The 25,406-nt window shown below is 69.4% G+C and carries 19 protein-coding genes; 10 read left to right on the forward strand and 9 right to left on the reverse strand.

The genetic code is table 11. The features are described from left to right. Nucleotides 1–114 precede the first annotated feature (114 nt). From BM150_RS22085 to clpB, 3 genes are all read left to right on the forward strand, one after another. Nucleotides 115–975: a YceI family protein gene (locus tag BM150_RS22085; RefSeq protein WP_092929663.1), complete on the forward strand. Its 861-nt coding sequence runs from the start codon at nucleotides 115–117 to the stop codon at nucleotides 973–975. Between the two features lie 244 nt (nucleotides 976–1,219). Then, a complete protein-coding gene (locus BM150_RS22090; RefSeq protein WP_175496974.1) occupies nucleotides 1,220–2,035 on the forward strand; it encodes an NAD(P)H-binding protein in 816 nt (271 codons plus the stop codon). 298 nt (nucleotides 2,036–2,333) lie between these two features. Then, nucleotides 2,334–4,916, forward strand: coding sequence for an ATP-dependent chaperone ClpB (gene clpB / locus BM150_RS22095; protein ID WP_092929667.1), 2,583 nt, complete (start codon nucleotides 2,334–2,336; stop codon nucleotides 4,914–4,916). 347 nt (nucleotides 4,917–5,263) lie between these two features. On the opposite strand, the gene BM150_RS22100 is transcribed toward clpB, so the two are convergent. The 5 genes from BM150_RS22100 to BM150_RS22120 form a co-directional block, all read right to left on the reverse strand. After that, nucleotides 5,264–7,606 carry a heavy metal translocating P-type ATPase gene (locus BM150_RS22100; protein ID WP_092929669.1) on the reverse strand — a complete coding sequence of 781 codons (2,343 nt, stop codon included), beginning with the start codon at nucleotides 7,604–7,606 and terminating at the stop codon, nucleotides 5,264–5,266. After that, a complete protein-coding gene (locus BM150_RS22105; protein ID WP_245755678.1) occupies nucleotides 7,603–8,733 on the reverse strand; it encodes a cytochrome c oxidase assembly protein in 1,131 nt (376 codons plus the stop codon). The genes BM150_RS22100 and BM150_RS22105 overlap by 4 nt, the downstream gene beginning before the upstream one ends. 24 nt (nucleotides 8,734–8,757) lie before the next feature. Next, complete coding sequence (locus BM150_RS22110; RefSeq protein WP_245755679.1) at nucleotides 8,758–9,348, reverse strand: DUF5134 domain-containing protein; 591 nt, start codon at nucleotides 9,346–9,348, stop codon at nucleotides 8,758–8,760. 319 nt (nucleotides 9,349–9,667) lie between these two features. Then, nucleotides 9,668–10,285 carry a hypothetical protein gene (locus tag BM150_RS22115; protein WP_217641847.1) on the reverse strand — a complete coding sequence of 206 codons (618 nt, stop codon included), beginning with the start codon at nucleotides 10,283–10,285 and terminating at the stop codon, nucleotides 9,668–9,670. 66 nt (nucleotides 10,286–10,351) lie between these two features. Further along, the gene (locus BM150_RS22120) at nucleotides 10,352–11,272 is read right to left on the reverse strand and encodes a LysR family transcriptional regulator (protein WP_175496975.1); all 921 of its coding nucleotides are present in this window, start codon (nucleotides 11,270–11,272) and stop codon (nucleotides 10,352–10,354) included. A 70-nt stretch (nucleotides 11,273–11,342) separates the two neighbouring features. Between BM150_RS22120 and BM150_RS22125 the strand changes: the two genes are divergently transcribed. Both BM150_RS22125 and BM150_RS22130 read left to right on the forward strand, forming a co-directional pair. Next, nucleotides 11,343–12,470, forward strand: coding sequence for a TDT family transporter (locus tag BM150_RS22125; RefSeq protein WP_092929677.1), 1,128 nt, complete (start codon nucleotides 11,343–11,345; stop codon nucleotides 12,468–12,470). Nucleotides 12,471–12,727: 257 nt separating this feature from the next. Then, nucleotides 12,728–13,918 (forward strand): FAD-dependent oxidoreductase, encoded by a 1,191-nt coding sequence (locus tag BM150_RS22130; RefSeq protein ID WP_092929679.1) that lies wholly within the window; start codon nucleotides 12,728–12,730, stop codon nucleotides 13,916–13,918. A gap of 18 nt (nucleotides 13,919–13,936) precedes the next feature. Here the strand turns inward: BM150_RS22130 and BM150_RS22135 are convergent, their stop codons facing one another. Together BM150_RS22135 and BM150_RS22140 are read right to left on the reverse strand one after the other, a co-directional pair. After that, entirely contained in the window at nucleotides 13,937–14,320 is a 384-nt protein-coding gene (locus tag BM150_RS22135) for a VOC family protein (RefSeq protein ID WP_092929681.1), read from the reverse strand. 71 nt (nucleotides 14,321–14,391) lie between these two features. Next, nucleotides 14,392–15,594 carry a cytochrome P450 gene (locus BM150_RS22140; RefSeq protein ID WP_092929683.1) on the reverse strand — a complete coding sequence of 401 codons (1,203 nt, stop codon included), beginning with the start codon at nucleotides 15,592–15,594 and terminating at the stop codon, nucleotides 14,392–14,394. 152 nt (nucleotides 15,595–15,746) lie between these two features. On the opposite strand from BM150_RS22140, the gene BM150_RS22145 reads away from it, so the two are divergent. Continuing rightward, on the forward strand, nucleotides 15,747–16,964 hold the full coding sequence (locus tag BM150_RS22145) for a cytochrome P450 (protein WP_092929685.1): 1,218 nt from the start codon (nucleotides 15,747–15,749) through the stop codon (nucleotides 16,962–16,964). A 106-nt stretch (nucleotides 16,965–17,070) separates the two neighbouring features. Here BM150_RS22145 and BM150_RS22150 read toward each other — a convergent pair whose 3' ends face one another. Next, entirely contained in the window at nucleotides 17,071–18,711 is a 1,641-nt protein-coding gene (locus BM150_RS22150) for a (2,3-dihydroxybenzoyl)adenylate synthase (protein WP_217641849.1), read from the reverse strand. A gap of 221 nt (nucleotides 18,712–18,932) precedes the next feature. Between BM150_RS22150 and BM150_RS22155 the strand changes: the two genes are divergently transcribed. Genes BM150_RS22155 through BM150_RS22165 form a run of 3 tightly spaced genes read left to right on the forward strand, consistent with a single transcriptional unit; the run spans nucleotide 18,933 to nucleotide 21,818 of the window. Further along, the gene (locus BM150_RS22155; protein ID WP_092929687.1) at nucleotides 18,933–20,600 is read left to right on the forward strand and encodes an AMP-binding protein; all 1,668 of its coding nucleotides are present in this window, start codon (nucleotides 18,933–18,935) and stop codon (nucleotides 20,598–20,600) included. A 25-nt stretch (nucleotides 20,601–20,625) separates the two neighbouring features. Continuing rightward, nucleotides 20,626–20,904 carry an acyl carrier protein gene (locus BM150_RS22160; RefSeq protein WP_092929689.1) on the forward strand — a complete coding sequence of 93 codons (279 nt, stop codon included), beginning with the start codon at nucleotides 20,626–20,628 and terminating at the stop codon, nucleotides 20,902–20,904. A gap of 35 nt (nucleotides 20,905–20,939) precedes the next feature. Continuing rightward, on the forward strand, nucleotides 20,940–21,818 hold the full coding sequence (locus BM150_RS22165) for an alpha/beta fold hydrolase (RefSeq protein WP_092929691.1): 879 nt from the start codon (nucleotides 20,940–20,942) through the stop codon (nucleotides 21,816–21,818). 133 nt (nucleotides 21,819–21,951) lie between these two features. On the opposite strand, the gene BM150_RS22170 is transcribed toward BM150_RS22165, so the two are convergent. After that, on the reverse strand, nucleotides 21,952–23,121 hold the full coding sequence (locus tag BM150_RS22170) for a class I SAM-dependent methyltransferase (RefSeq protein ID WP_217641851.1): 1,170 nt from the start codon (nucleotides 23,119–23,121) through the stop codon (nucleotides 21,952–21,954). Nucleotides 23,122–23,472: 351 nt separating this feature from the next. Between BM150_RS22170 and BM150_RS22175 the strand changes: the two genes are divergently transcribed. Next, entirely contained in the window at nucleotides 23,473–25,071 is a 1,599-nt protein-coding gene (locus tag BM150_RS22175; protein WP_217641853.1) for an MFS transporter, read from the forward strand. The last annotated feature ends 335 nt before the right edge of the window (nucleotides 25,072–25,406 follow it).

The raw sequence follows: 25,406 nt of genomic DNA on the forward strand, positions 1-25,406 counted from the left end.
CCGCCGCAGGTGGCCGGTCCCGTGGGCCGATCGCCGACGGCGCGATTCTTCGAACCAGACCCGCGGATCCGGTTACTCCCGGTTCCGCGGTTTCACGCAGGGGAGGACACTCCGATGAGCCTCGGCCAGGGCGAGGTCAGCGAACGGCACGATCCGGCAACGAGCGGAGCGGTCACAGTGCGGGCCCGTACGCCCGGCGGTTGGCCGCTGCCGGAAGCGGTGCTCACGGTCACCGACGCCTCGGGGACCCAGGTGGGACGCGCTCCCGCCGACTCGGCGGGGGAAGCCACGGTGCAGGCGCTGCCGCCGGGACGCTACACGGCGATCGTCACGGCGCTGGGGCACCAGCCGCTCGCGCGCACCGCGATGGTGCGGCAGGGCAACGCCGTCGAGCTGGACGGGGTGGAGCTCTCCCCGGTGGGAGGCGGTGACGAGCTGCCCGACCCCGGGTTGTGGCACATCGATCCGGCGCACTCCGCCATCCGTGCCACCGCGAAGCATCTGGGGATCAGCAGCATCCACGGTCGGTTCAACGAGTTCGGTGGTGAGATCCGGATAGCCAGACCGGTGGAGTCCTCCTCGGTCGACGTCCGGATCGACGCCGCGACCGTGGACACCGGAAACGCGCAGCGCGACGAGCACCTGCGCAGCGGTGACTTCCTCGACGTCGCGAACCACCCCCGGATCGACTTCACCTGCACCGGGATATCGCGCGGGCACGACCACTGGGATCTCGACGGTGAGCTGACGCTGTGTGGCGTCACCCGTCCGGTGCGGCTGGAGACCAGGTTCACCGGGGTGGGCCCCGACCCGTGGGGCGGCACCAGGGCGTCCGCCTCGGCCACCACGATCCTGCGGCGCGAGGACTTCGCGATGACCTTCAACCAGTCGCTGAGCACCGGAATCGCCGCGATCGGCACCACGCTGCGGGTCGAGCTCGACGTGCAGGCCGTGCTCGCCGAGGGAGTGAGCTGAGGGCCGCCGTCTCCGGGTTGATGTTTCACGCGAAACAATGCTGTCCGGCGCCCCGCCCCGGGGTTCCCCCGGCGCGGTGATGCGCGGCGCCGTGCTCCGAGCATCGTTGACTTCGAGTGCGCTGGAAGATCCAGACTCGTCCACACGCCGCCCGTGGGCGCGAACTCCCGACGGAGTTTCCCGACGGGGTTCGCCTACCCGGCGGTTTCGCCTGTTGATTTCGTGGACGAGGTTCGGAGAGCGCATGATCCTGGTGACTTCGGCGACCGGCAACATCGGTCGCTGCCTGGTACGCGACCTGCACGACGCGGGATTCGCGGTGCGGGCGACCACCCGTGATCCCGGCGGGGCGGAGTTCCCCGACGGGGTCGAGGTCGTAGCCGGTGACCTCGAAGATCCGGACTCGCTCCGGGACGCCTTCGCGGGAGTCGACGGACTCTTCCTGCTCGGCTCTCCCGGCGACGTCCCGGCGATACTGCATCGGGCCGTCGAGGCAGGGGTGCGGCGGGTGGTGCTGGTCTCCTCGCTGCTCGCCGAGACGCACCCGGACTCCTTCATCGGCAGTGGTGCGCTGGCCGGGGAGAAGGCCGTCCGGGACAGCGGGCTCGACTGGACCGTGCTGCGTCCCTGGGAGTTCACCTCCAACGCGTTCTGGTGGATCCCCTCGATCACCGAGCACGGCAGCGTGTACGCCCACGAGAGCCCGGAGGGCTCGCAGGTCGTCGATCCCGCCGACATCGCCGCGGTCGCGGCTCGGGCTCTCACCGAGTCGGGCCACGAACAGCGGATCCACTCGCTGACGGGGCCCGAGAAGCTCACCGTCGCGCAGCGGGTGGCCGTGCTGGCGGAGGAACTGGGGCGCCCCGTCGAGTTCGTGGAGCTGAGCACCGAACAGGCCCGGCAACGGATGCTGGAGTACATGCCCGCCGGGATCGTCGAGGACATGCTCGCCACGGAGGGTGGGGATCCCGGGCTGCCGGACACGGTTCGGCGGATCACGGGAAGGCCCGCGCGTACTTTCCGGCAGTGGGCCCGGGAGCACATCGCCGCCTTCGGCTGATCGAAGTTTTCCGATCAGGTTGTCGGGAAGCCCGCGGTGAGGTCGGGCTCGTGACATCAACCGCCCTCGGGGGACGTCTCGCGCGAGACGTCCCCCGAATTCGTGGTGGCCCCGGTTCGAGCGGTTCGAGCGTGTGCGGATGACGCGAGTCGGATCGTGTCTGTATAGTTGAGTCATACAGGCTCAACTTTGTTTCCATAGTCGCTGTGGTGCGGCTGTTACGTCGGGCGGCCTTCGGGGTATGGCGGGAAGACATGCCCTCGCCGGGGCGACGAAGCCGCTACGAGAGAGGTGAGGAATGGACGCGTTCAACCCGACGACCAAGACCCAACAGGCGATCTCCGCCGCGGCGCAGGCCGCGACGATGGCGGGCAATCCCGACATCGCCCCCGCGCACCTGCTGGGTGCGCTGCTGGCGCAGCGCGACGGACTCACCCCCTCGCTGCTCTCGGCGGTGGGTGCCGATCCGGCACGGGTGCGCGAGGAGTGCGAACAGCTCGCCAACGGGCTGCCCTCGGCGAGTGGCTCCACGGTGTCCACGCCGCAGCTGTCCCGTGAGTCGATCAAGGCCCTCACCCACAGCCAGCAGCTGGCGACGGAGCTCGGCGACGAGTACGTCTCCACCGAGCACCTGCTCGTCGGGCTGTCCGCCGAGGGCGGGCAGGTCGGTGAGCTGCTCAACCGCTACGGCGCGACCCCCGAAGCGCTCAAGGACGCCTTCACCAAGGTGCGCGGCTCGGCACGCGTTACCAGCCCCGATCCGGAGAGCACCTACAACGCGCTGGAGCAGTACGGCCTCGACCTGACCGACCGCGCACGCAACGGCGATCTCGACCCGGTCATCGGCAGGGACGCCGAGATCCGCAGGGTCGTGCAGGTGCTCTCCCGGCGCACCAAGAACAACCCGGTGCTCATCGGCGAGCCCGGCGTGGGCAAGACCGCGATCGTCGAGGGCCTGGCGCAGCGGATCATCGCCGGGGACGTGCCCGAGTCGCTGCGCGACAAGCGGGTCGTCGCGCTGGACATGGGGTCGATGGTCGCGGGCGCCAAGTACCGCGGCGAGTTCGAGGAGCGGCTCAAGGCGGTGCTCAAGGAGATCACCGAGTCCGAGGGGCAGGTGATCACCTTCATCGACGAGCTGCACACCATCGTCGGTGCCGGTGCCACCGGTGAGGGCGCCATGGACGCCGGGAACATGATCAAGCCGATGCTGGCGCGGGGTGAGCTGCGCATGGTCGGCGCGACCACGCTGGACGAGTACCGCAAGCACATCGAGACCGACGCCGCGCTGGAGCGCAGGTTCCAGCAGGTCATGACGGGCGAGCCCACCCCGGACGACACCGTGGCGATCCTGCGCGGCCTCAAGGAGCGCTACGAGGTGCACCACGGCGTGCGGATCACCGACGGCGCGCTGGTGGGCGCCGCCACGCTCTCCGACCGCTACATCACCGACCGGTTCCTGCCGGACAAGGCCATCGATCTGGTCGACGAGGCCGCCTCCCGGCTGCGGATGGAGATCGACTCCCGGCCGGTGGAGATAGACGAGGTCGAGCGCGCCGTCCGCAGGCTGGAGATCGAGGAGATGGCGCTGTCCAACGAGGACGACCCCTCCTCGCGGGAGCGCCTCGACTCGCTGCGCCAGGAGCTGGCCGACCAGCGGGAACGGCTGTCCGAACTGACCGCCCGCTGGCAGCGCGAGAAGGAGTCCATCGACAAGGTCCGCGACCTCAAGAGCAGGCTGGAGTCGGTGCGCGGCGAGTCCGAACGCGCCGAGCGCGACGGTGACCTGGGCAAGGCCGCCGAGCTGCGCTACGGACGCATCCCCCAGCTGGAGAAGGAACTGGAGCAGGCCACCGAGGAGCAGAACCGTTCCAAGGCGATGCTGCAGGAGGAGGTCACCCCCGACGACGTCGCCGAGGTGGTCAGCTCGTGGACCGGGATCCCGGCGGGCAGACTGCTGGAGGGCGAGACGGAGAAGCTGCTGCGCATGGAGGACGCCATCGGGGCGCGTGTCGTCGGCCAGCGGGAGGCCGTGCGTGCGGTCTCGGACGCGGTGCGGCGTGCCCGTGCCGGGGTGGCCGATCCGGACCGCCCCACCGGTTCCTTCCTGTTCCTCGGTCCGACCGGTGTCGGCAAGACCGAGTTGGCCAAGGCGCTGGCCGAGTTCCTGTTCGACGACGAGCGCGCGATGGTGCGCATCGACATGAGCGAGTACTCCGAGAAACACTCGGTGGCACGCCTGGTGGGCGCGCCGCCCGGCTACGTCGGCTACGACCAGGGCGGACAGCTCACCGAGACGATACGCAGGCGGCCCTACTCGGTGGTGCTGCTCGACGAGGTGGAGAAGGCGCACCAGGACGTGTTCGACGTGCTGCTGCAGGTGCTCGACGACGGCAGGCTCACCGACGGTCAGGGACGCACCGTGGACTTCCGCAACACCATCCTGGTGATGACCTCCAACCTGGGTTCGCAGGCCATCGCGAATCCCGACCTGTCGGAGTCCGAGCGGGACGAGGCCGTCATGTCGGTGGTGCGCAGCCAGTTCAAGCCGGAGTTCCTGAACCGGCTGGACGGCACGCTGGTCTTCCACGCGCTGTCCACCCAACAGCTGACCTCCATCGTGGACATCCAGGTGGACCGGTTGGCCAGGCGGCTGGCGCAGCGGCGGTTGACCCTGGACGTGCGGCAACCCGCGCGGGAGTGGCTGGCGGTGCACGGTTTCGACCCGGTGTTCGGCGCCCGGCCACTGCGGCGGCTGGTGGAGTCGGCCATCGGTGACGAGCTGTCCCGCAAGCTGCTGGCCGGTGACATCAAGGACGGTGACAAGGTGACGGTCGATGCGGACACCGAGGACAACGGGCTGACCGTGAACTCGGAGTGAGTTCCTCGTGGAGTTCGTTGCCGCCGGGTTGCCTGGCGGTGCGGGTGGCGGAACCTCTCGCACGGCTCTCGCTGCGGTTCCCCCGACATCGGGTAGTCACTACACAACGTCGGGGGCGTCCTCGCGAGAGCCGCACGGGAGAACCCGCGGCGGTGCCGACTGCGGGGGTGGCTGGAGTTCGGCCCGCGGGAGTGTTCGGGGGTCGGCCTTCGGGGGTGGTTGGAGCTCGACACGCCTCGGCGCCGGTGGCGCGGCGATTTCGCGAGAAATCGACGGACGCGGGACCACCCCGCACTGTCGGCGCGGCGATTTCGCGGGAAATCGACGCCGTCCTAGCGGCCGCGCCGTTACGGGGTGGCCGCGTTGTCGGTTCGGGTTCCGTCCACCGGTGAGCCGTCGGTGGAAGATCCGTCCGGAGCCGCTTCCCGACGGGACGATTCGGTGCCGAACCTGCGCAACCGCAGGCTGTTGGTGACCACGAACAGCGAGGACAACGCCATGGCCGCCGCGGCGATCAACGGGTTGAGCAGTCCGAGGGCGGCCAGAGGAAGGGCGGCCAGGTTGTAGCCGAAGGCCCAGGCCAGGTTGCCCCGGATGGTGCGCAGCGTCCGGCGGGCCAACGTGATCGACTCGGGGACGACCTCCAGTCGGTCCCGCACGAGCAGCAGGTCGGCCGCGTCCAGCGCCACATCGGTACCGGAGATGACGGCGATCCCGAGATCGGCACCGGCGAGTGCGGGAGCGTCGTTGATCCCGTCGCCGACCATGGCCACGGTGCGGCCCTGCTCCCGCAGTCCCGCGATGGTGGCGGCCTTGTCGGTGGGCAGTACCTCGGCCAGCGTCTCGTCGATGCCCACCCGCTCGGCGACCGCTCGCACCGTGGCGGTGTTGTCACCGGAGAGCAGCACCGTGCGCAGACCGAGCCGGTGCAGCTCACCGACCATGCGAGCCGCCGAGGGTTTTACCGTGTCGGTCAGGGCGAAGATCCCCTGCGCTTGGCCGTCCACAGCCACGGCGACCGTGGTGCGCCCCTGGCTCTCCCACGCCACACGCCTGGCTTCGAGCTCCTCGGGCAGCTCGCTGCCGCGTTCCCGCAGCAGCCTTGCCGAACCCACCAGCACGGAACTGCCCGCCACCGTCCCGGCCGCGCCCAGTCCGGAGAGGCTGGTGAAGTCCGTGACCGGCTCCGGCCGTCCGAGCTCGTCCCCGGCCAGCGAGCTGATCGCCCGCGCCACGGCGTGTTCGCAGGCGTCCTCCACGGCGCCCGCGAGCCGCAGTACCGTGGCGGTGTCGGTATCCGCGGTGGTGCGCAGGTCGACCACGGCCATCCTGCCGGTGGTCAGGGTGCCGGTCTTGTCCAGCACCACGGTGTCGATCGCCCGGGCGGACTCCAGGGCCCGGTGCCCCTTGATGAAGATTCCCAGCTGTGCACCGCGCCCCGTGGCCGCCAGCAGCGCGGTGGGAGTCGCCAGCCCCAGCGCACAGGGGCAGGCGATGATCAGCACGGTCAGCGCGGCGCTGAAGGCCCGCTCCGGAGGGGCGTCGAGCAGCCACCAGCTCAGCAGGGTCAACGTGGCCAGCACGCCGACGGCGGGCACGAACCAGCCGGAGATCCGATCGGCCAGCCGCTGCGTCCGGGCCTTGTCGTGCTGCGCCCGCTCGACCAGCCCCCGCAGCCGGGCGAGTTGGGTCTCCTCGCCGACGCGCGTTGCCCGCACCACCAGTCGGCCGCTCGTGAGGATGGTGCCTCCCACGACCGCGTCACCCGCCGAAGCCTCGACGGGGACCGGTTCGCCGCTCATCGCGCTGGTGTCCACGGTGCCGTGCCCGCGCAGCACCTCGCCGTCGGTGGCCACGGTCTCACCGGGGCGAACCGTGAAGTGGTCCTCGCGTCGCAGCCGCTCGACCGGCACCCGACTCTCGTCGCCGTCCCGGTCCAGCACCGCGACGTCCTTGGCACCGAGCGCGGCCAGCGCGTGCAGCGCACCACCCGCGCGCTGTTTGGCCTTGGCCTCGAGCAGCCGTCCGGCGAGCATGAAAATGGTGACCGCCGCCGCCACATCCAGGTAGACCGATCCGGCGGGCTCCAACAACAGTCCCGTCAGCCCCTGGTCACCGGCGGTCGTTCGTCGATAGGCGAAGATCGTGTAGCCCGACCAGCAGGCGGACGCCAGGATGCCGATGGAGACCAGGGTGTCCATGGAGGTGGTTCCGTGGCGGGCCTGCACCAGGGCCTGGCGGTGGAAGGGCCAGGCGCACCAGGTGGCGACCGGCAGCGTCAACGCCAGCAACACCCACGACCACCCCGGGAACCGCAGCGAGGGGGTCAGGGCCAGCGTGATCGACAGGTCGGCCAGCGGTACTCCGCACAGCAGCGCCACCACCAGGCGGCGCCACAGGTAGCGGACCCGGTCGGCCGGGTCATCGTCCTGCTGGCTGTCGGGCCGGGTCACCTCCGCGCCGTATCCCGCCGTCTCGACCTGCCGCAGCAACCGTTCCACCGTCACACCGCTCGACGCCTCGACGGTGGCCCTCTCGGTGGCGTAGTTGACGCTGGCCGACACGCCGTCGAGCTTGTTGAGCTTGCGCTGCACCCGCGTCGCGCACGCGGCGCAGGTCATCCCCGTGACGGCCAGGTCCACCGAGTAGCCCTCGGAGTGCGACTCCTCGGGCTGTGCCACCGAAGTCATCGGCTCCCCCGCTCCGGCCGGTCGTGCCAGGTGTTCCCGGTGCCGTACTCGGCCGCGGCGGGATCCGCCGGGGCGGCCTCGCCGGTGGAACCGCCCGGGGAGTGCGGCCCCGTGTCCCGGTACGAAGCAGTGCCCTGGTGCGATCCCGAACCCTGTTGTGCTCCCGAACCCTGGTGCAACCGGGCGAGCATGGCGTTGTAGTCGGCCAGCGCCTGCTCGTCGGCGTCCACATCGGCGGAGTCGCGCAGGGCGGGAGCCGACCCCGAGGCGGTTTGGGCCAGCGCGCTGCGGCGCGCGGACTCCAACCACGTGCCGAAGCCCGCTTCCGGGCCGCGCGAGCGCAGCCACACCCCGACGGTGATCAGTGCCAGCACGGCCATGGTGGCGTCACCGAAGAACCACATGATCGCTCCGGCGAGGTGCTGGTCGTCCAGCAGCGTCGGCCCCCAGTCGGGGCGGGCCAGGCGATAACCCGGTGCGATGGGGTTGGGAGCCATCATCAGCACCACACCGACCAGGGTGTCCGGCAGCATTCCCGCCATCAGCAGCACCACGCGCAACGGATGGGGGAACCGCTTCCACCGGAGCGGTTCGCTGCCCAGCACGGGCAGGAAGAGCAGGTAACCACTGGTCAGGTACAGCACGATCTCGAAGTGCCGCAGCCACTCGTGCTCCAGTCGCAGCTGCGCGAACACCGTCAGGTGAGTGACCACCAGCACGACGGTGTAATACACGAAAGAGGTCGCCGGGTGGGTGAGCGCGTTCACGGTCCTGCTTCGCAGCGCGTTCTCCAGGCGCCGTGACGCGGTGGTTCCGCTCGCCGCGACCCAGAGCTCCAGCGGACGCCCCACGATCAGCAGGATCGGCACCGCCATGATCAGCACCAGGTGCTGGACCATGTGCACCCAGGTCAGGGCTTCGCTGTAGACACCGATCGCGCTGTTGACGGCCACGACCAGTGCGAGCAGCCCGCCCAGGAAGGCCGCGGCGCGGCGGATCGGCCATCGGCCGAGGTGTCGGTACCGGAGCAGTCCCGCGAGGTAGGTCACGGCCAGCAACACCACGAGTACGTCCCAGGGCGAGAGCTGCCAACTGGTCAGCGCGTTCGACCAGGTCAGGGGATCCACCGCCGACATCCTCCTCGTTCTCCGCTACATGACCGCGAACATGTAGGCCATGCTCGCCGCCATCACCGCCAGCGTCACCCGCACTCCCACGGTGGAATGCGCTACCAGCCCCACCACCGGCCCCGCCGTCGGGTCGGACGCGGGTTCGGCCGTCAGCGGTGTCACCCCGTGCTCGTGCTGTCGGACGGGTTCCGCCGCCGGGGTGGACGTGGTGGCGACGGTGGCCGGAGCCCGGTGGTCGAACACCGGAAGTCGGTCCCATGCTCCCACGCCGTAGGCCACCGCCTGGCAGGTCAGGTAGACCACGAACACCCAGTTCAGCCAGTCCGGGCGTGCCATCGGCGCCAGCAGCATGTAGGCCATCGCCGCCATGTCCACCGTGGACAGGAACCACAGCGGGTTGAGCGCACCCTCGCGGACGCGGAAAGTGACGGTGATGGCGGCCTGTGTGAGTGTCACGAGAACGAACAGGGCCAGCCCGATCCGGTACAGCTCCGGGTTCGTCATGCGGGGGAACAGATACATCAGGGCCATACCCGCCGCCATGACCGTGTGCCCCGCGTGCCATGCGCGGTGTTGTCCGGACATCGCGATCAGGTGGCCAGCGTGCACCACGATTACCACTAAAAGTGCCAGTGCCCACACGATTCGTAACCACATGGGTAAAAGTGGCATGTGCATTGCCGCCATCTCACCGTGCATGCCCGTTTCCGTTTCTCGACCGTCGAGTCGTGGGACGAACCGTGTTCGCCGTGCACGTCGTCCGGAGGGGCCGTTCGGTTCCCGGGGGTCGCCCGAACTCGCACCGGGAGTGGACAACGTCACACCGGCCCGGCGATTTCTCGCGAAATCGACGCCGCTGGTGTCACCCCGCCACCCGGCCGTCGTTTTCTCGTGAGATCTACGCCGGGGTGGCGGGGCCGGTCGAGTTCGGTCAGGGGTGTCCGGAAACGGCGGTCGAGGTGACCTCGACGATCCTCGCGACGCCGACGGGCGGTCGACTCTCGTGCATCGTGATCGCGTCGCCCGCGGCCAGGTGCCGCCACTGCTCCGGGCTGAGCGGGGCGAGCCGGACCGTGGCACTGTGCCCCGGTGACAGTTCGGCGAGCCCTTCCAACCAAAGCCCCGCGACGTTGAGAGGCCGCTCACTTCCGGGAGCGCGGTTACCGATGTTCCAAAGCGGTCGGAGTCGTCCGCCGCCGGGAACCGGGGTTCGTCGTCCGCCCTCACTGGTTGGCAGCAGGCTCAGCCGTGCCCGGACCGTGCCGTGTCGCGTCTCGTAGTCGCGCAGCACACACCACGCGGCTGTTTCCGTGAGCCTCAGTTGTCGTGCGCTCTCGGTGAGCATCCGCCAGAAGTCGACGGGGAACGGATGTGACTCGCCGATCCGCAGCAGCAGGTCGAGTGCCAGCTCCCAGTCCCCAGCCCGCTGACAGTCCCGAACGTCGTCCGGGAGCACCCCGTTCTCGGCCCGCGCGTGTTCCGGCAACAGCTCGGTCGCCCGGCGGATGAGCGTGAAGGCGTCGTGCACCCCGAACATCCTTCCCGGCACGGCGTGTTCCCAGCTACGGTCCCCGCCAACCGGCCGTCGATTTCTCGCGAAATCGCCGCGCCGGTGTCACTCACCCCGGAGTGCGATGGCGAGCAGATCGCGAGCCGGGCCGCGCAGCGGCGTTCCTTCGGGCCAGACCGCGCGCAGGCTCCGGGTCAGATCGAGTTCGGTGACTCCGAGCCGCACGAGCGTTCCCGCGGCGAGTTCGGTGCTCACGGCACGGGCGCTGAGCACGGCGGGACCGATTCCGCCGGTCACGGCCGCCTTGATCGCGGTGGTGGAGGAGACCTCCAGCAGTGGCTCGGCGGTTTCGAGTCCGGCGTGTTCCCGCAACGCCCGTTCCAGCGCCCAGCGGGTCCCGGAGCCGCGTTCCCGGCTGACCAGCGAGGTGGCGGCCAGTTCCTCGGCCCTCGGCTCACGTCGGCGGCTGGCCCAGGGATGCGACGGCGCGACGACGAGCGCCAGTTCGTCCCTGGCGACCTCACGCGCGGACAGTCCACTCGCCACTTCCGGGCTCTCGACGAATCCGATGTCGGCCGTACCGGCCAGCACGCTCGTCGCGACCTCCGCCGAGTTGCCCGAGTCCAGCGCGACAACGGTCTCCGGATCGGAGGCCCGCAGCGCGATCAACCAGCGGGGCAGCAGGTACTCGGCCACCGTCAGACTCGCCGCGATCCGGACGTGGCCGTGGCGATCGGCCCGCAGGGCGGCGATGCCCGCGGCCAGGTCCGAGGCGGCTTCGACAGTGGCCTGCGCCCAGCTCGCCACGAGTTCTCCCGCCGTGGTCAGCCGGGTTCCGCGCGCGCGACGTTCGAGCAGGGCGGTCCCGACATCGGCCTCCAACTGCCGCAGCCGTGCGCTGGCGGCGGGTTGGGACATGCCGTGCGAGCCCGCCGCCTGCCCGATACTGCCGAGTTCGGCCACGCTCAGCAGCAACTCGTAACCGGTCAGATCGCGTACCGACCGGGGCAACGGGCGAGAAGACATAGGCACAGCTTATGCACTCCCAATCGACGAGGGGCTACTCGGCCGCGACGAATCGAACGAGGGTGGAAGCATGACCGGCACCGCCCTCGCCGAGGAACCCGCGACGTCGCGACGCTTCGGCCCGTTGCGCGAACTCGATCACCCGGCCCGGGTCTTCGCCCGACTCGGCCCCAACTGGTTCGCCTCCGTGATGGGCACCGGCATCGTGGCCAACGCCGCCGCGACCCTGCCGGTGTGGTTGCCCGGGGTGCGCGCCGCGGCCACCGTGGTCTGGGCGTTCGGTGCGCTGCTGCTCCTCGCGCTCTGCGCCGCGTGGGCGGTGCACTGGACCCGCCACACCGGGACGGCGCGTGGTCACGCCCACGATCCGGTCATGGCCCAGTTCTGGGGAGCGCCCCCGATGGCGCTGATGACGGTCGGTGCGGGCACCCTGCTGCTGGGCAGGGACTGGATCGGGCTCACCCCGGCGCTGACCGTGAACTGGATACTGTGGACGGCCGGAACCCTTCTCGGGCTGTTCACCACCGCGTGGATCCCCTACCGGATGATGACCACGCACGACATAACGCGCGACAGCGCCTTCGGCGGCTGGCTGATGCCCGTGGTTCCTCCCATGGTCTCGGCAGCCAACGGCGCGCTGCTCGTCGAGCACCTGCCGGCGGGCCAGCCCCGCCTGACCATGCTGCTGGGCTGCTACGCGATGTTCGGCATCAGCCTGTTCGCGACGCTGTGCATCGTTCCGCAGCTCTGGCAGCGCCTGCTGCGCCACAAGACCGGTGCCGCCGCCACCGTGCCCACGGTGTGGATCGTGCTCGGCCCGCTTGGGCAGTCCGTCACGGCGGTCAATCTGCTGGCCCGCCCCGCCGGGAACGTCTTGCCCGCGCCCTACGGGGCGGCCGCCGACGCCCTCGGTCTGTTCTACGGGGTGGCAGCCTGGGGCTTCGCCCTCGTCTGGTTGGCGCTGGCCGCCGCGCTCACCCTCCGCATCGCCCGCTCCGGGCTGCCCTTCGCGCTGACCTGGTGGAGCTTCACCTTCCCGGTGGGCACCGTCGTCACCGGCACCAGCGGTCTGGCCGCCCGCACCGGTTCGCTGCTGTTCACCGTCGCCGCCGTGGCGCTCTACCTGCTGCTGGTGCTCGCGTGGCTCACCGTGGCCGTGCGCACGGCACACGGCAGCTACCGGGGTGGGCTGTTCTGAGCGACAGCCGGGACCGACCGGGGGCTGACCGGTGGCCGGGCCGTAGATTTCTCGCGAGATCGCCGCGCCGGGCGTCCGGCCGCACCACCTGCGGATCCGAGGGCTCGTCCCTTCGGTACACCGTGCTCCCCTCGGGGCATCGAGGTTCGCCGAAGGCGACAGATTCGCGACATCAATCCGCTCGTGGCCGGCGCGATTTCCTACCGTGATGACGTCCTTCCACCTGTGCTGAGGCGGTTCGCGGAGAGGAGTCCGATATGAGTGGACCGAGGGCCGACCGGAACGTGGCTGTCGTCGGAGGAGGGGTAGCCGGACCGACGCTCGCGGTCGGTCTCGCCCGATCGGGCTACCACGTGACCATCTACGAGGCGCACACGCGCCGGGTGCAGGACGTGGGCTCGTTCTTCAATCTGGCTCCTCTCGGACGCACTGTCCTGGAGGAGCTGGGAATCGATCACGTGCTTGAGAGCGGGACCGTCTGTACCGGCATCAGTTTCCGCAATCACAAGGGACGGTGGCTCGCCAACAATCCGGAAACCACTACCAACATCATGCGCGGTGAACTCTCCGCCGCGCTTCGTGAGGCGGCGATCGACGAGGGAGTGGAACTCAAGCGCGAGAAGCGGTTGAGTTCCCTGACCGAACAGCCCGACGGCAGCTGGGAGCTGTCCTTCGCCGACGGTTCGACCGCCGAAGCGGATGTCGTGGTCGGTTCCGACGGGGTGCACTCGGACGTCCGCCGCCACGCGCTGCCGCGGGCGCCGGTGCCGAGCTACGCGGGCGTCATCGGCTCCGGAGGACTCTCGGAGGTGTCCGAACGCTTCGAGGTCGACGGTACGTTCCACATGACCTTCGGGCTGCGGGGTTTCTTCGGTTACCAGGTGATCAGCCCCGGCCGGATTCTCTGGTTCGAGAACCATTACGAGTCGGAGGAGCGAACCTTCAAGGAACTCGCGGACCTCACCGACGACGAGTGGATGGAATCCCTGGTCGAGCGGCACCGGACGGACGCGCGGGAACTCCGCGAGATCATCCGGTCCGCCGCGGGGACGGTGTGGCGGTGGCCGGTGTACGAGGTGCCGCAGCTCGAACAGTGGCACCGGGGTACGGCCATGGTGATCGGGGACGCCGCGCACGCCATCCAGCCGCATCTCGGGATCGGGGCGACGCTGGCGTTGGAGGACGCCTACGAGCTGACCGCCGCACTGCGTCGCCAGCCGGAGGTCACCACGGCCTTCGCGGAGTTCCAGGCCGACCGTCGCGCACGGGTGGCGGAGATGTGCAAGCAGGCCCAGCGCATGGGGTCGATCATGACGCCCCGGCACTGGTGGGAGCGGATGATGCGCGACCTGACCCTGCCGATGGCGATCAAGAAGGGGATCAAGCGCAGTGAGCAGGGCTTCGGGTACCGGCTGCACCCCTGGCCACCGACCAGTCAGGCCGCGTGACCGGGGGCGCAGCCCGAGTCACCGGAGTTCGCCGGTGATGATCCACAGGTGTCCGAACGGATCGCGGATGCGGCCCGAGCGCTTGCCGTAAGCGCGGTTCTCGATCGGCACTATGGTTTCCGCGCCGTGGGCGATCATTTGTTCGCCCACGGCGTCCGGGTCCTCGGCGTCGATCTCCAGGAGGACCGGGGAGCCGCCGACGTCGTCGGGTGCGAGCCAGCCCCACTCCGAGACGGCGGGCGAGACCCGCAGGGAGGAATCGCCGATCTGGTGGTCGATCACGGAGGGACGGCCGTCGTCGAGCAGCGGAGCGCGGAACACTTCCTTGGCGCCGAAGGCTTCCCGGTAGAAAGTCGACGCTTGGTCGGGGGAGTGCACGATGATGCGGGGAAACATGTACATGAGCGCTATCCTAGCCGTAGGCAGGCGCCTGAGCGCACCATCTGCCACTCTCCTGTCACAGCCAGTGCACACTACCTCCCGTGGCACAGCGTGACGGGGATGCTCCGATAGGAGCGGAAGGAGACGCTGGGGCGCCTTATGATCGGGCCGTTCAGCCGTGGCGGCTCCGCGGCGCGTGCCAGCCAGTCGACTACAGCGCGGCCCTCGACCAGCGCCAGTGCCGCCCCCAGACAATGGTGCGGTCCACCGCCGAAGCTGACGTGCGGATTGGGATCGCGGGTGATGTCGAGCTCGTCGGGCCGATCGAAGCGTGCCGGATCGTGGTTCGCCGCGCCGAGCAGGAGAACGAGTATCCGTCCCGCGCGCACGGTGCGTCCGTCGATCTCGACCGGTTCCCTGACGTAGCGGGCGGTGGCCTGGATCGGGGCGTCGTAGCGGAGCATCTCCGCGACGGCGTTTTCCGCCAGTTCGGGGCGCTCGCGCAGCAGCCGGAGCTGCTCGGGATTCGTGAGCAGCGCTGACCAGGTCGTCGAGATCAGGTTGGTCGTGGTCTCGAAACCGGCGAAGAACAGGAACACGACGTTGTCGATCAGCGTGGCCCGGTCCAGTTCAGGGGTCTCGCGCTCCGCCGCGAGCAGGTTGCTGATCAGGTCGTCGGCGGGCCTGCTGGCACGTTCCTCGACCAGAGTCGTGATGTAGTCCCGCAACCAGGTGACCGCCTCGTGCGCTCCTTGCCGTTCCTCGGACCGCACGTACAGCGCGAACGCCTTGGCCAGTTCGACCGCGTGCGGGCGCACGGCCTCGCGATCGACGTCGGGGATGCCGATCAGCTCGCAGACCACCGTCACCGGCAGCGGGAAGGCGAGGTCGCTGACCACGTCCAAGTGACCACGTGACAGGGCCGAGCTCATCAGTTCGTCCACTTGCCCCGCCACGTAGCCGTAGAGTCGCCGCATCAGCGGCGGGCTGAACGAGTGGTGCATGATCCGGCGCCAGAACGTGTGCGTCGGAGGGTCCTGGTCCAGCACGATGCGCTGCAGGAAGTCGTTGGCGGGGCCGGTGCCGTTGGAGAACTCGTGGTACTCGGCCGGGTACTGGTGTCCCAACCGCCGGTCCTTGAGCAGCCGGGACACGTCCGCGTGGTGCGAGGCCACCCACTGCCCGGCGGCGCCACGCGCCAGCCGTCCGGATTCCCGGACCTCGGCGTACACCGTGTAGGGGGAGTCGAGTACGCGCGGATCGTTCGAGTCGAACTTCGCCGGGATCTGTCGCATCCCTGTCTGCCACCCTCGCTGTCGCACGTTCCGGTCGAATCCGAGCCTCGCAGAGCTACGGCGAATCGGCGCCGAACCTGTCGTCGAACCTTCGCGACCGGCCCGGGGAGCGCGCCGTGCCGACTAGTCTGACCTCGACTTGGAGGTGCTTCATGCTGTCGGACATGCCGCGGTACGTGCTCGACGACGCCAGGGACGTGCCGGATCCGTATCCGGTCTACCGGCGGCTCAGGGAGTACGGACCGGTGTGTCGGGGAGGTCCGGGCCAGTGGGTCTTCTCGCGGCACGCCGAGGTCAGCGCGCTGCTGCGCGACCCGCGCCTGGGGCGCGAGTACCCCGAGCGGTACCAGGCGATGTCCGTCGGGGAAGGACCGGCAAACGACTACCTGCGGCGTATCGTGATCAACCGCGACCACGAGGGCCACGTCAGGTTGCGGCGGCTGCTGACCAAAGCGCTCAACCCCGCGATGGTGCGCGCGTTGACCGAGCCGGTCCGCGCGCTCGTGGATCGGATACTCGACGGGTTGGCGGAGCGCGGTACGTGGGACCTGGTGTCCGATCTGGCCGTTCCCGTGCCGGTATCGGTGATGAGCGAACTGCTCGACATCCCGGCGGCCGACCGCGACATGATCGCACGGTGGTCGACCTCGCTGGCGCAGGCTTTCGCGGTGTTCATTCCCGAGGACAAGCGGCAGGAGGCGCACGATGCCGTCGTCCGGCTCCGCGAGTACTTCGCCGATCTCCTTCGCGAGCGGCGTCGCGAACCGGGTGACGACCTGCTGTCGCGGATGATCGCCGCGGACCGTGAAGGTACCGAGCCGCTCACCGACGAGGAGATCGTCGACAACGCGCTCTTCGTGTACTACGCGGGCTTCGAGACCACCACCAACGTGATAGCCACCGGTGGGAACGTCCTGATCGGCCAGCCGGGAACCCAGCGCGAGCTGCGCGCGAACCCCCACCTCGTCGGGACCGCGCTGGAGGAGTTCATGCGTTACGACGCGCCGATCCACACCACGTCGAGGCTGGTTCTGGAACCGATCGAGATCTCCGGGCACACCCTACGGCCGCGTCGGGTCGTGGTGCTGCTGCTGGCCTCGGCGAATCACGACGATTCGGTCTTCGACAATCCCGACCGGATCGATCTGACCCGCTCGCCCAATCCGCACCTGAGTTTCGGGGGCGGGGTCCACCACTGCCTCGGCGCGGCGCTGGCCCGGGTCGAAGGCGCTGTTCTGTTCGAGCGGCTGGTGGCCCGCTTCGCTCACCTCGAACCCGCCGGGACCGCCGGCTGGAATCCCAGCAGCGGCGGTTTCCGGTACCCGTACTGGGCCTACGAGAGCATTCCCGTCACAGCCCGCGCCGCCTGAACGTCGTTCGGCGCTCGCCCGGAGTCGAGAACGTCCGGGCGAGCTCTCGTGGTCGCGGAGTTCGCTCGGTGTGACCGGCGGACAGTACCGACACACCCGGTGGAACTCAACCGGTCGGGGTCGGGCTGGCCGCGTCCTCGCGGAGACTCGTCTTGTCGATCTTCCCGACCGGTGTGCGCGGCAGGGCCGGTAGCAGTCGCAGATCGTCGGGCAGCTTGAAGACGGCCAGTCCCCTGGCGGTCAGGTAACGCTTGAGGTCGGAGAGGCTGAGTTCGTCCTCACCGGACAGTACGACGTAGGCGACGGAGGCCTCACCCAGCTCGGTGTCGGGACGGCTGACGAGGGCAGCCTCGCTGATCCGCTCGTGACCGCGCAGGTGGAACTCCACTTCCTCGGCCGAGACCTTCTCGCCGCCGCGATTGATGGTGTCCTTGACGCGCCCGGCGATGACCAGGTTCCCCTCGGGCGTCATCCGGGCGAGATCACCGGTTCGGAAGAATCCGTCCGGTGTGAACGCGGCGCGGTTCGCCTCTGGGGCGTTCCAGTACCCGCGGATCGTGTACGGCCCCCGCGTGATGAGTTCTCCGATCTCCCCGGGCGGCACGTCGCGCGATTCCTCGTCCACTATGCGCACCTCGTCGTGCGCCGACAGCGGTCGACCCTCCGTTCCGTGGATGACTTCCTCGGGGTCGTCGAGCCGGGTGTAGGTCAGCAATCCCTCGCCGATGCCGAACCAGTTGCTGATCCGACATCCCAGTGCCTCCTGGGTGTGCCGAGCCGCCTCCTCGTCGAATTTCGAGCTGCCGACCTGCAACAGCACATCGCTCATGTCGACTTTTCGGGTGGTACTCGCGGACGACCACAGCGCGGCCACGGCGGGCACCACGGTCGTGTGGGTGACTCCCTCCCGTTCGATCAGGCCGAAGACCTCGTCGGGGGCCGCGCTCGCCGCGAACACCGCTGTCCCTCCCACGAGCAGCGCTCCCCACACCCCGGGGCAGCCCAGGGCCGCGTTGTGGGCGGCCGGGTTGACGGCGAGGTATACCGATTCCCGGCCGAACCGGAGGGCCTCGGCGCAGCCACGTATGTTGAGGGCGTAGTCGTCGTGCGTCCGCGGGATCAGCTTGGGCTTGCCGGTGCTCCCGCCGGAGAGCAGCAGCAGCGCCACGCCGGACGGGTCCACCTCCGGAAGTGAATCGGTCACCGAACCCGCTCCGGTGCTCCGGATCGTCTCGAGCGAGGTGAACTCCTGGGCGTCGCCACGGACCACGCAGCGCAGGTCGGGTGTCGTCTCCCGCAGGTGGCGGGCGATTCTTCGGTAATCGAAACCGTGAAAGCGGTCGGTCGTCACGTAGCCGACCGCCTCGGCGACCTCGGCGAGGTGCTCGATCTCGGTGCGACGATGGCCCGGCAGCGCCAGCACGGGGATGATGCCTGCCCGCAGCATGCCGACGGTCACGGTGAGGAACTCGACCACATTGGGCAGTTGCACCACGACGCGATCGCCGGGGCCGATGCCCGTGGCCAGGAGACCGCGGGATATCTCGTCGGCTTCGGCACGCAGCTGAGCGTGACTGATCCTCCGGTGGTGGTCGACTCCGGCCGTCGCGTCCGGCACTTCGTCCGCCATGGCGGTGAGGGCCGTTCCGAGGGGAACGCCCTGCCACAGTCCCGCCCGCCGATAACGCTCGGCATCGGCCGCGGGCCACGCGGTGAACTTGTCGGTCATCGGGAAGTCGTCGGTCATCGGCAATCCTCACAAGACGGCGCGGTTGCGGTCGCGTGTGGCTTTCGCGGGGCGCGTGACGGGCGCCTGCGGCCAGTTTCGAGCAGTTGACGCAAGCGATCCGGCGTCGCGACAGAGCTTTGAAAGAGACGACCGGTGTCGTGAACGCGTCTCCTACTGTTCCGAACTGGTCGGTCGTGGACACGCGGTCGGCTTTCCACCCGTCGAGCAGGGGGAGATCGATGACCGGCAGCGCGGTTCATCCACTGGAGTGGCTGGAACGGCCACGCGCGGACACCAGCGTGGAGTTCTTCGACGCCGAGTCGGCCGGTCGAACGTCGTACACCGATATCGCCGCACGTGCTCTGGGCACAGCGGGCGGCCTGGTGGAGTGCGGCGTGGCGGCCGGTTCCGTGGTCCCGCTGCTGTGTCGGACCGGACCGGATCTGATCGCGGGGTTCTACGGTGTCCAGGCCGCCGGTTGCGCGGTGTCGGTGCTCGCGCCGCCCACACGAATGTCCGGCGACGAGAACCGCGAGCGGGTTAGGCGGGTGCTCGACGCCCTGGAAGCCGACGTGCTCGTGGTCGACGCGCATCATGAGCACTACGCGCGCCAGGTGGTCACCGATCCCGACTTCGCCGCCCGGCGAACCGTGCGGCTGCTTGTGCTGGAAGAGCTGGCGATGGCCGATCCGGTGCGACGCGACGCCGCTGAGCTCGCGATCGTACAGTTCACCTCCGGCAGTTCCGGTCGGCCGCGCGCCGTGCTGATCTCCCACGACGCCCTGGCGGCCAACGTCGCGGCGATCCGCGCCTGGGAGGGCGCCACCGAACGCGACGCCTGGTGTTCCTGGTTGCCGATGCACCACGACATGGGGCTGATCGGCTGCATGGTCGTCCCGGTATCGGGGGGAACCAACGGTCTCTCCGTGTGCACCCCCGAGAGCTTCCTCCGGCATCCGCTGGCCTACCTGCGCCGGTTCGACCGAGGCGGTGCCACCATCACCGCCACCCCCACCTTCGGGCTGCGCCGCGTCGTCGAACGGGTGCGCCCCGATGATCTCGACGGGCTGGACCTCTCCCACTGGCGAGCCGTGATCGTCGGCGCGGAACGGATCGATCCCACCCTCGCCAGGTCGTTCACCGAACTGCTGGCCGACCACGGCCTCGACGCGCGCGCCCTCACCCCCGCCTACGGGCTCGCGGAGAGCACGCTCGCCGTCACAGGGGTGTCGGTGCGCGAGAACCCGGCCAGCGTGCGGGTCCGCCGCGGCGAACTGGCGGTCGGCGCGCCCGTGCGCACCGATGTCTCGGACCTGGACGAGGACGGGATCGTCGATGTGATCAGCTGCGGCAGACCGCTCGCCGGAACGGACGTTCTGCTGGTCGACGCGAACGGCGAGCCCGTGCCCGAGGGACACCTCGGTGAGCTCGTGGTCACTGGGGACTCGCTCGCCGACGGTTACCTGGACGACGCGCCGGAGGGCGCGCGGGCCGCCGACACCGCGTTCCGGAACGGCAGGCTGCACACCCGCGACGTGGCCTTCGAGCGGGACGGCGAGGTGTACGTCCTCGGCAGACTGGGCGACGGCATCAAGGTCAACGCGCGGTTCCTCCTCGCGGAGGACGTCGAGATGGCGCTCGGTCGTGCGGGGTTGGATCTCAACCGCGTCTGCGTGGTGCTCGGGGAGGTCGCTTCACGGGCTCACGCCTACGCCGTCCTCGAAGAGCTCGACGCCGACTGCGCGGCGATCGCCGATCGGGTGCTGGGCTCGACGTGTCCCGGCGCGACGCGACACGTCGAGCGCGTTCCCCGCGGGACCATCCCCCGCACCACCAGCGGCAAGTACCGGCGTCGGGAGCTGTGGCTCACGCTGAGCCATTCCAGCCGGGTGGAGCGACCCACCTGAGAAGGTCGAGAACTGGAGAACGCGGATGTATTACACGGCGGAGGAAGTCCGCGAGACCGTGCTCGGGATCATCGAGCAGCTCGCACCGGAGCCGACTCGGTTCGATCCGGCGAAGAATCTGCACCTGGTCGACGATCTCGGCTTCCACTCCCTGGCCCTGCTGGAGCTGGCCTTCGCGATCGAGGACGACTTCGACCTGCCACCGATCGACGAGGAAACCGGGCGAAGCATTCAGACCACGGAGCGGGTCCTGGAGTACGTCATCGGTCAGCTCACGGCTCAGGAACAGCTCGTCTCTTCCTGAGCACCACCGAGCCCGCCCCGAGGAAGGGAAACCGCATGAAGGCAACACTGCCGACCGAGGTCACGTTGAGCTACGACATCTTCGGTCCGGAGGACGGTCCGGTCGTCGTGCTCGTTCCGGGACAGCACCAGGCTTCCCTGTTCGAGGACGTGCAGGTGCCGTACCTGACCAGGATGGGGTACCGGGTCGTGACCTTCGACCTGCGTGGCGTCGCGCCGTCGGAGGAAACCCCGCCGCCTTACACCGTCGAATTGCTCGCCGAGGACCTGGCCGCGCTCAACGAGCTGCTGGGGCTCGGTGCGTGCACCTACATCGGGTATTCCGTCGGGGCGATGATCCTGCTGGAGTTCGCGATGAAGCGTCCCGACCTGGTCGAGCGCGCGGCTCTGATCGGCGTGCCGTGGAAAGCCAGCAAGCTCCAGGAGGCCATCCAGGCCGAAGCCGTGACGCGATTGCAGTCGGACCAGAAGGTTCCGGCGCTGCTCGAAGGCGTGTATCGCGCGATGTACTTGTTCGGACCGCGAGCGCTGAACCGCGACGCGTTCATCGCACCGTTCCTGGAAGGCCTGCAGGGTTGGGCCGAGTCCGGCGGCCACGGCGCGATCGGCCACGCGGAGGCCGCTCGGATGTTCCGTCCCTCCGAACAGGAGGTCGCCGAGATCCGCGTGCCGTTGCTCGTCGTCGGCATGGAGCACGACATCGTCGCGCCGCGGCAGTACGCGCGGGAACTGGCCGAACTGATTCCGACCGCCGAGTACACCGAGATCCGGAACAGCGGCCACGCGTCCCTGCTGGAGAAACCGACCGAGGTCAACAACCTGGTCGGGGAGTACCTGCGAACCGGCAGGATCGGGAAACCCCTCAGCGGCACCCGGGCACGCGAGCGGGAGTCCGACGACAGCCACGCGACCTGAAGCGGGCCGTCCGCACGGGAAAGCGGGGCGGGGAGACCCCGCCGGCGGTGGCTCTTTCCGACCTTCCCAGCGCCGGAAAGACCCCGCCGACCGGCGACACGAGCCGACCGGCAACACGAGGTGAAAGCGCCGGTCAGACGGCCCGTAGCCGGTACAGCCGGTGGAAGAGGTGACCGACGTCGATCACCTCGGTGTCCAAGCCGGCTTCGCGTGCGTACTCGCGCACGGTAGCGGGCCGCATAACGGTGCCGGTCGCCGCCGTGGGGGTCTCGCTCATGCCGATCGGCAGGCAGTGCAGCACGCTGACGGCGTAGTGGAAACGTTCGCTGTCGGCCGGCTCGGCGCTGAACCGCTCCCCGACGGAGGGCTCCATCAGCAGGACGGCGCCACCGGGGGCCAGCATCCGTCGGCAGGCGCGGAGTACCTCGACCGGTCGAGGCATGTCGTGCAGGGCGTCGAAGACGCACACCAGCAGGTGTCGGCCCTCGTCGTCGTACTCGGCCGCGTCCCGGTCGCTGAAGCTCACCCGCTCGCCGAGATCGGTCTCGGCGAGGTGTTGACGGGCTGCCGCGATGCGATCGGAGTCCGGGTCGATGCCGTGCACTTCGGCCAGTGGGAACAGTCGCGCCAGCTCGATCGTGGAGCGGCCCGAACCACATGCGACGTCCGCGATGGCGGCACCGGGCAGGTGCAGCCGGGCTTCGATATCGGGCAGGTGCCGGGCTATCCAGTCGCCCAGATGGTGGTTGAAGACACCGAGGTTGAGATTCTCCTGGCCGGTTCGCATGGCCTCGCCGTAGGCGCTCTGCTCCAGTCCGGTCCGGTTCTTGTAGGCCGCCACGAGTCGCGGCAGAACCGCGGCTATACCGCCGATCGGCATCACCGCCAGCGGTGCGATCCAATGCGGACTGTCCGGGTCGAGAAGCGCCTCGGCGTGCTCGGGCGGAAGCTCGAAGCGCCGTCGTTCCGGTGGCGGCTCGGGGTCTTCGATGCGCAGGATGCCCGCGCCGGTCTGCTGCTCCAGCCACTCCAGAGTCATGCGCTCGTCGAGGTCGGCGCGGTGCGCCACCTCCGCGGGCGTCGCGGGACCCAGATCGGCCAGCGCACGGTAGGCGCCGATCTCCAGACCGAGGTAGCAGGTCATGAGCTCCGCCGTGGCCAGTCCGGCGCCGAAGAACCGCACTGACAGTCCCCGGGCCGTCGCGCGGGACTCACCGGAGCCGCCGTCGGGCCGATGGCGCGGCGCGGCCGCCCCACGCCCGGTCGGTGTGTGCGGACGTCGGGGTGGGGGCTGGGCTGACACGGCTGCCTCCTTGGTTCGGACCGGCTCCGGCGGGCCGCGCGAGCGGGTGGCACGTTCGGCGTACTGCCGTTCCGGTCCCGTGAGCACGGCTGCGGCGGAGGCTAGCCGGGTCGTGCCGGGCGAGTGCCCAACCCTGTCGTCGCTCTTTCAGAAAAGCCCTCGACTCGGTCGCGAACGACTACGTTCGAACCAACCACTGCCCGTGCCCGAGCACTGCCCGCGCCCGAGTGAGGAGAACCCACGTGGCGATCGTCAACACGGCCGGGACCGCTGTCGTTCCTTCCGCCTGCTGCTCGGGCGAACCATCTCGCGGACCTCTAGCGAAAGAGGGTTTCTCCTGTGTCTGCCGACTTGACTGATTCGAGTGACGAGGACTCGGCGGCCGACGAGCACGGCCGGCGTCGTCTCGGCATGGCACTCGTGCTCATCAGCACGGTGCAGCTGATGGTCGTGCTCGACGCGACGATCGTGACCATCGCGTTGCCGCGATTGCGCACTGATCTCGGATTCGCTCCGGAAAACGTCTCCTGGGTGCTCACCTCCTACTCGGTGGCCTTTGGCGGATTGCTGCTGCTCGGTGGCAGGTTGGGCGATCTGGTCGGGCGGCGACGCGTCTTCGTCCTCGGCTCGGCGTTGTTCGCGGTCGCGTCGTTGCTGGGCGGCGTCGCGACCAATCCCGGATGGATGATCGTTTCGAGAGGGCTTCAGGGCGTCGGCGCGGCGATGGCCGCTCCCGCGGCGCTGGCGCTCATCTCCACCACGTTCCCGGCGGGGCCGCAACGCAACCGCGCTATGGGCGTCTACGCGGCCATGTCCGGGCTGGGTTCGACAGTCGGTCTCCTGCTGGGCGGCGTGCTGACCGAGTTGTCCTGGCGACTGACGTTCCTCATCAACGTGCCGCTCGGGATCGCGGTGGCGCTGCTGGCTCCCAGGTTCCTCGCCGAGTCGAATCCGAAACGGGGTTCGTTCGACCTGGTGGGCGCGCTCGCCGCGACGGTCGGTCTGGTGTCGTTGGTCTACGGCTTCACCCACGCGAGCGGCGGCACGGCAGGCGGCGGCAGCCGGTGGTCGGAGCCCGAGACGATGATCGCACTCGGGGCGGGTGTGCTGTTCCTGGTCGTGTTCATCCTGGTCGAGCGGCGTTCGATCGGACCGCTGCTACCCCTGCACATCCTGCGAGAGCGCACCCGGGCGACCAGCTACTTCGCGATGCTGATCGTGGCCGCGGCGATGTACTCGTTCTTTCTGTACCTCAGCCAGTACGCCCAGGACGTCATGGACTACTCCGCCCTGCAGACGGGCATCGCGTTCCTGCCGTTCGCCGTGTTCATGATGGGGGCGTCACAGCTGGCCTCGTCCCTGGTGTCGCGTTTCGACCCGCGGTGGGTCGCGGGCAGCGGGGCGCTCCTGGGCGCGGCGGGAATGTACTGGTATTCGATGCTCCAGGCCGACTCGACCTACTGGGCCAATCTGTTCCCCCCGATGATCGTCGCCGCCACCGGCTTCGCGCTGATGTTCATCTCGCTCACCCTGACCGCGGTGCACGGTGTCGATGCCAACGAGCAGGGCGTCACCTCGGCGGTGCTCAACTCCATGCAGCAGGTGGGTGGTGCCCTCGGTATCGCGGTGCTGTCCACGATCGGGGTGCGCGAGCTGCTCGACAAACAGGCGGAACTGCTCGGCGGAGCGCCCCCGCCGTCCTCGGAGGGAGCCACTCCCCAGCAGGACCGGTTCTACGAGATCGCGTTCACCGCAGGCGCCACCCAAGCCTTCCTCGTCGTCAGCGTGATGCTGCTCGCCACGGCACTCGTGGTCGTGTTCGGGCTGCGTATAAAGCGTGCGGAACTGTCCACCGACGGTGGAGGCTCGACGGGTGGTTCCCACGGGGACGGACGTCCGGACGACTCCGGGGCGGTCGAGCACGATTCCGCCGCGGAGCGGGGGGAGTAGTGCTCCGAAGGCGGGCCGTCCGGACGGTCGTCGAGGACGTGACCCGGACACCGACCTGACTCGGCGAGTTCGGCGAGGTGTGCTGCCCGCACATCTCGCCGAACTTTTTCGCGCCCGGCCGGGATACCCGCTTCCGGTGCGGCATCCCGCGGAACTCCGGGAATCAGCCGGGGCGTTCTCCGCGCGGAAACGGTTTCGGCCGGTGCGGACACCCGCCCTCGACGCGCTGTCGCTCGCACGGCCGGGGTTCCTACCCGAGTCCCCGCACGAGGAAGGCCCGACGTCTGGTGGGCGTAGCCAACCGACGTCGGGCCTCGGAACGAGAGCGTACGAGA

It is taken from the genome of Actinopolyspora alba (assembly GCF_900112765.1).
Lineage (GTDB): Bacteria > Actinomycetota > Actinomycetes > Mycobacteriales > Pseudonocardiaceae > Actinopolyspora > Actinopolyspora alba.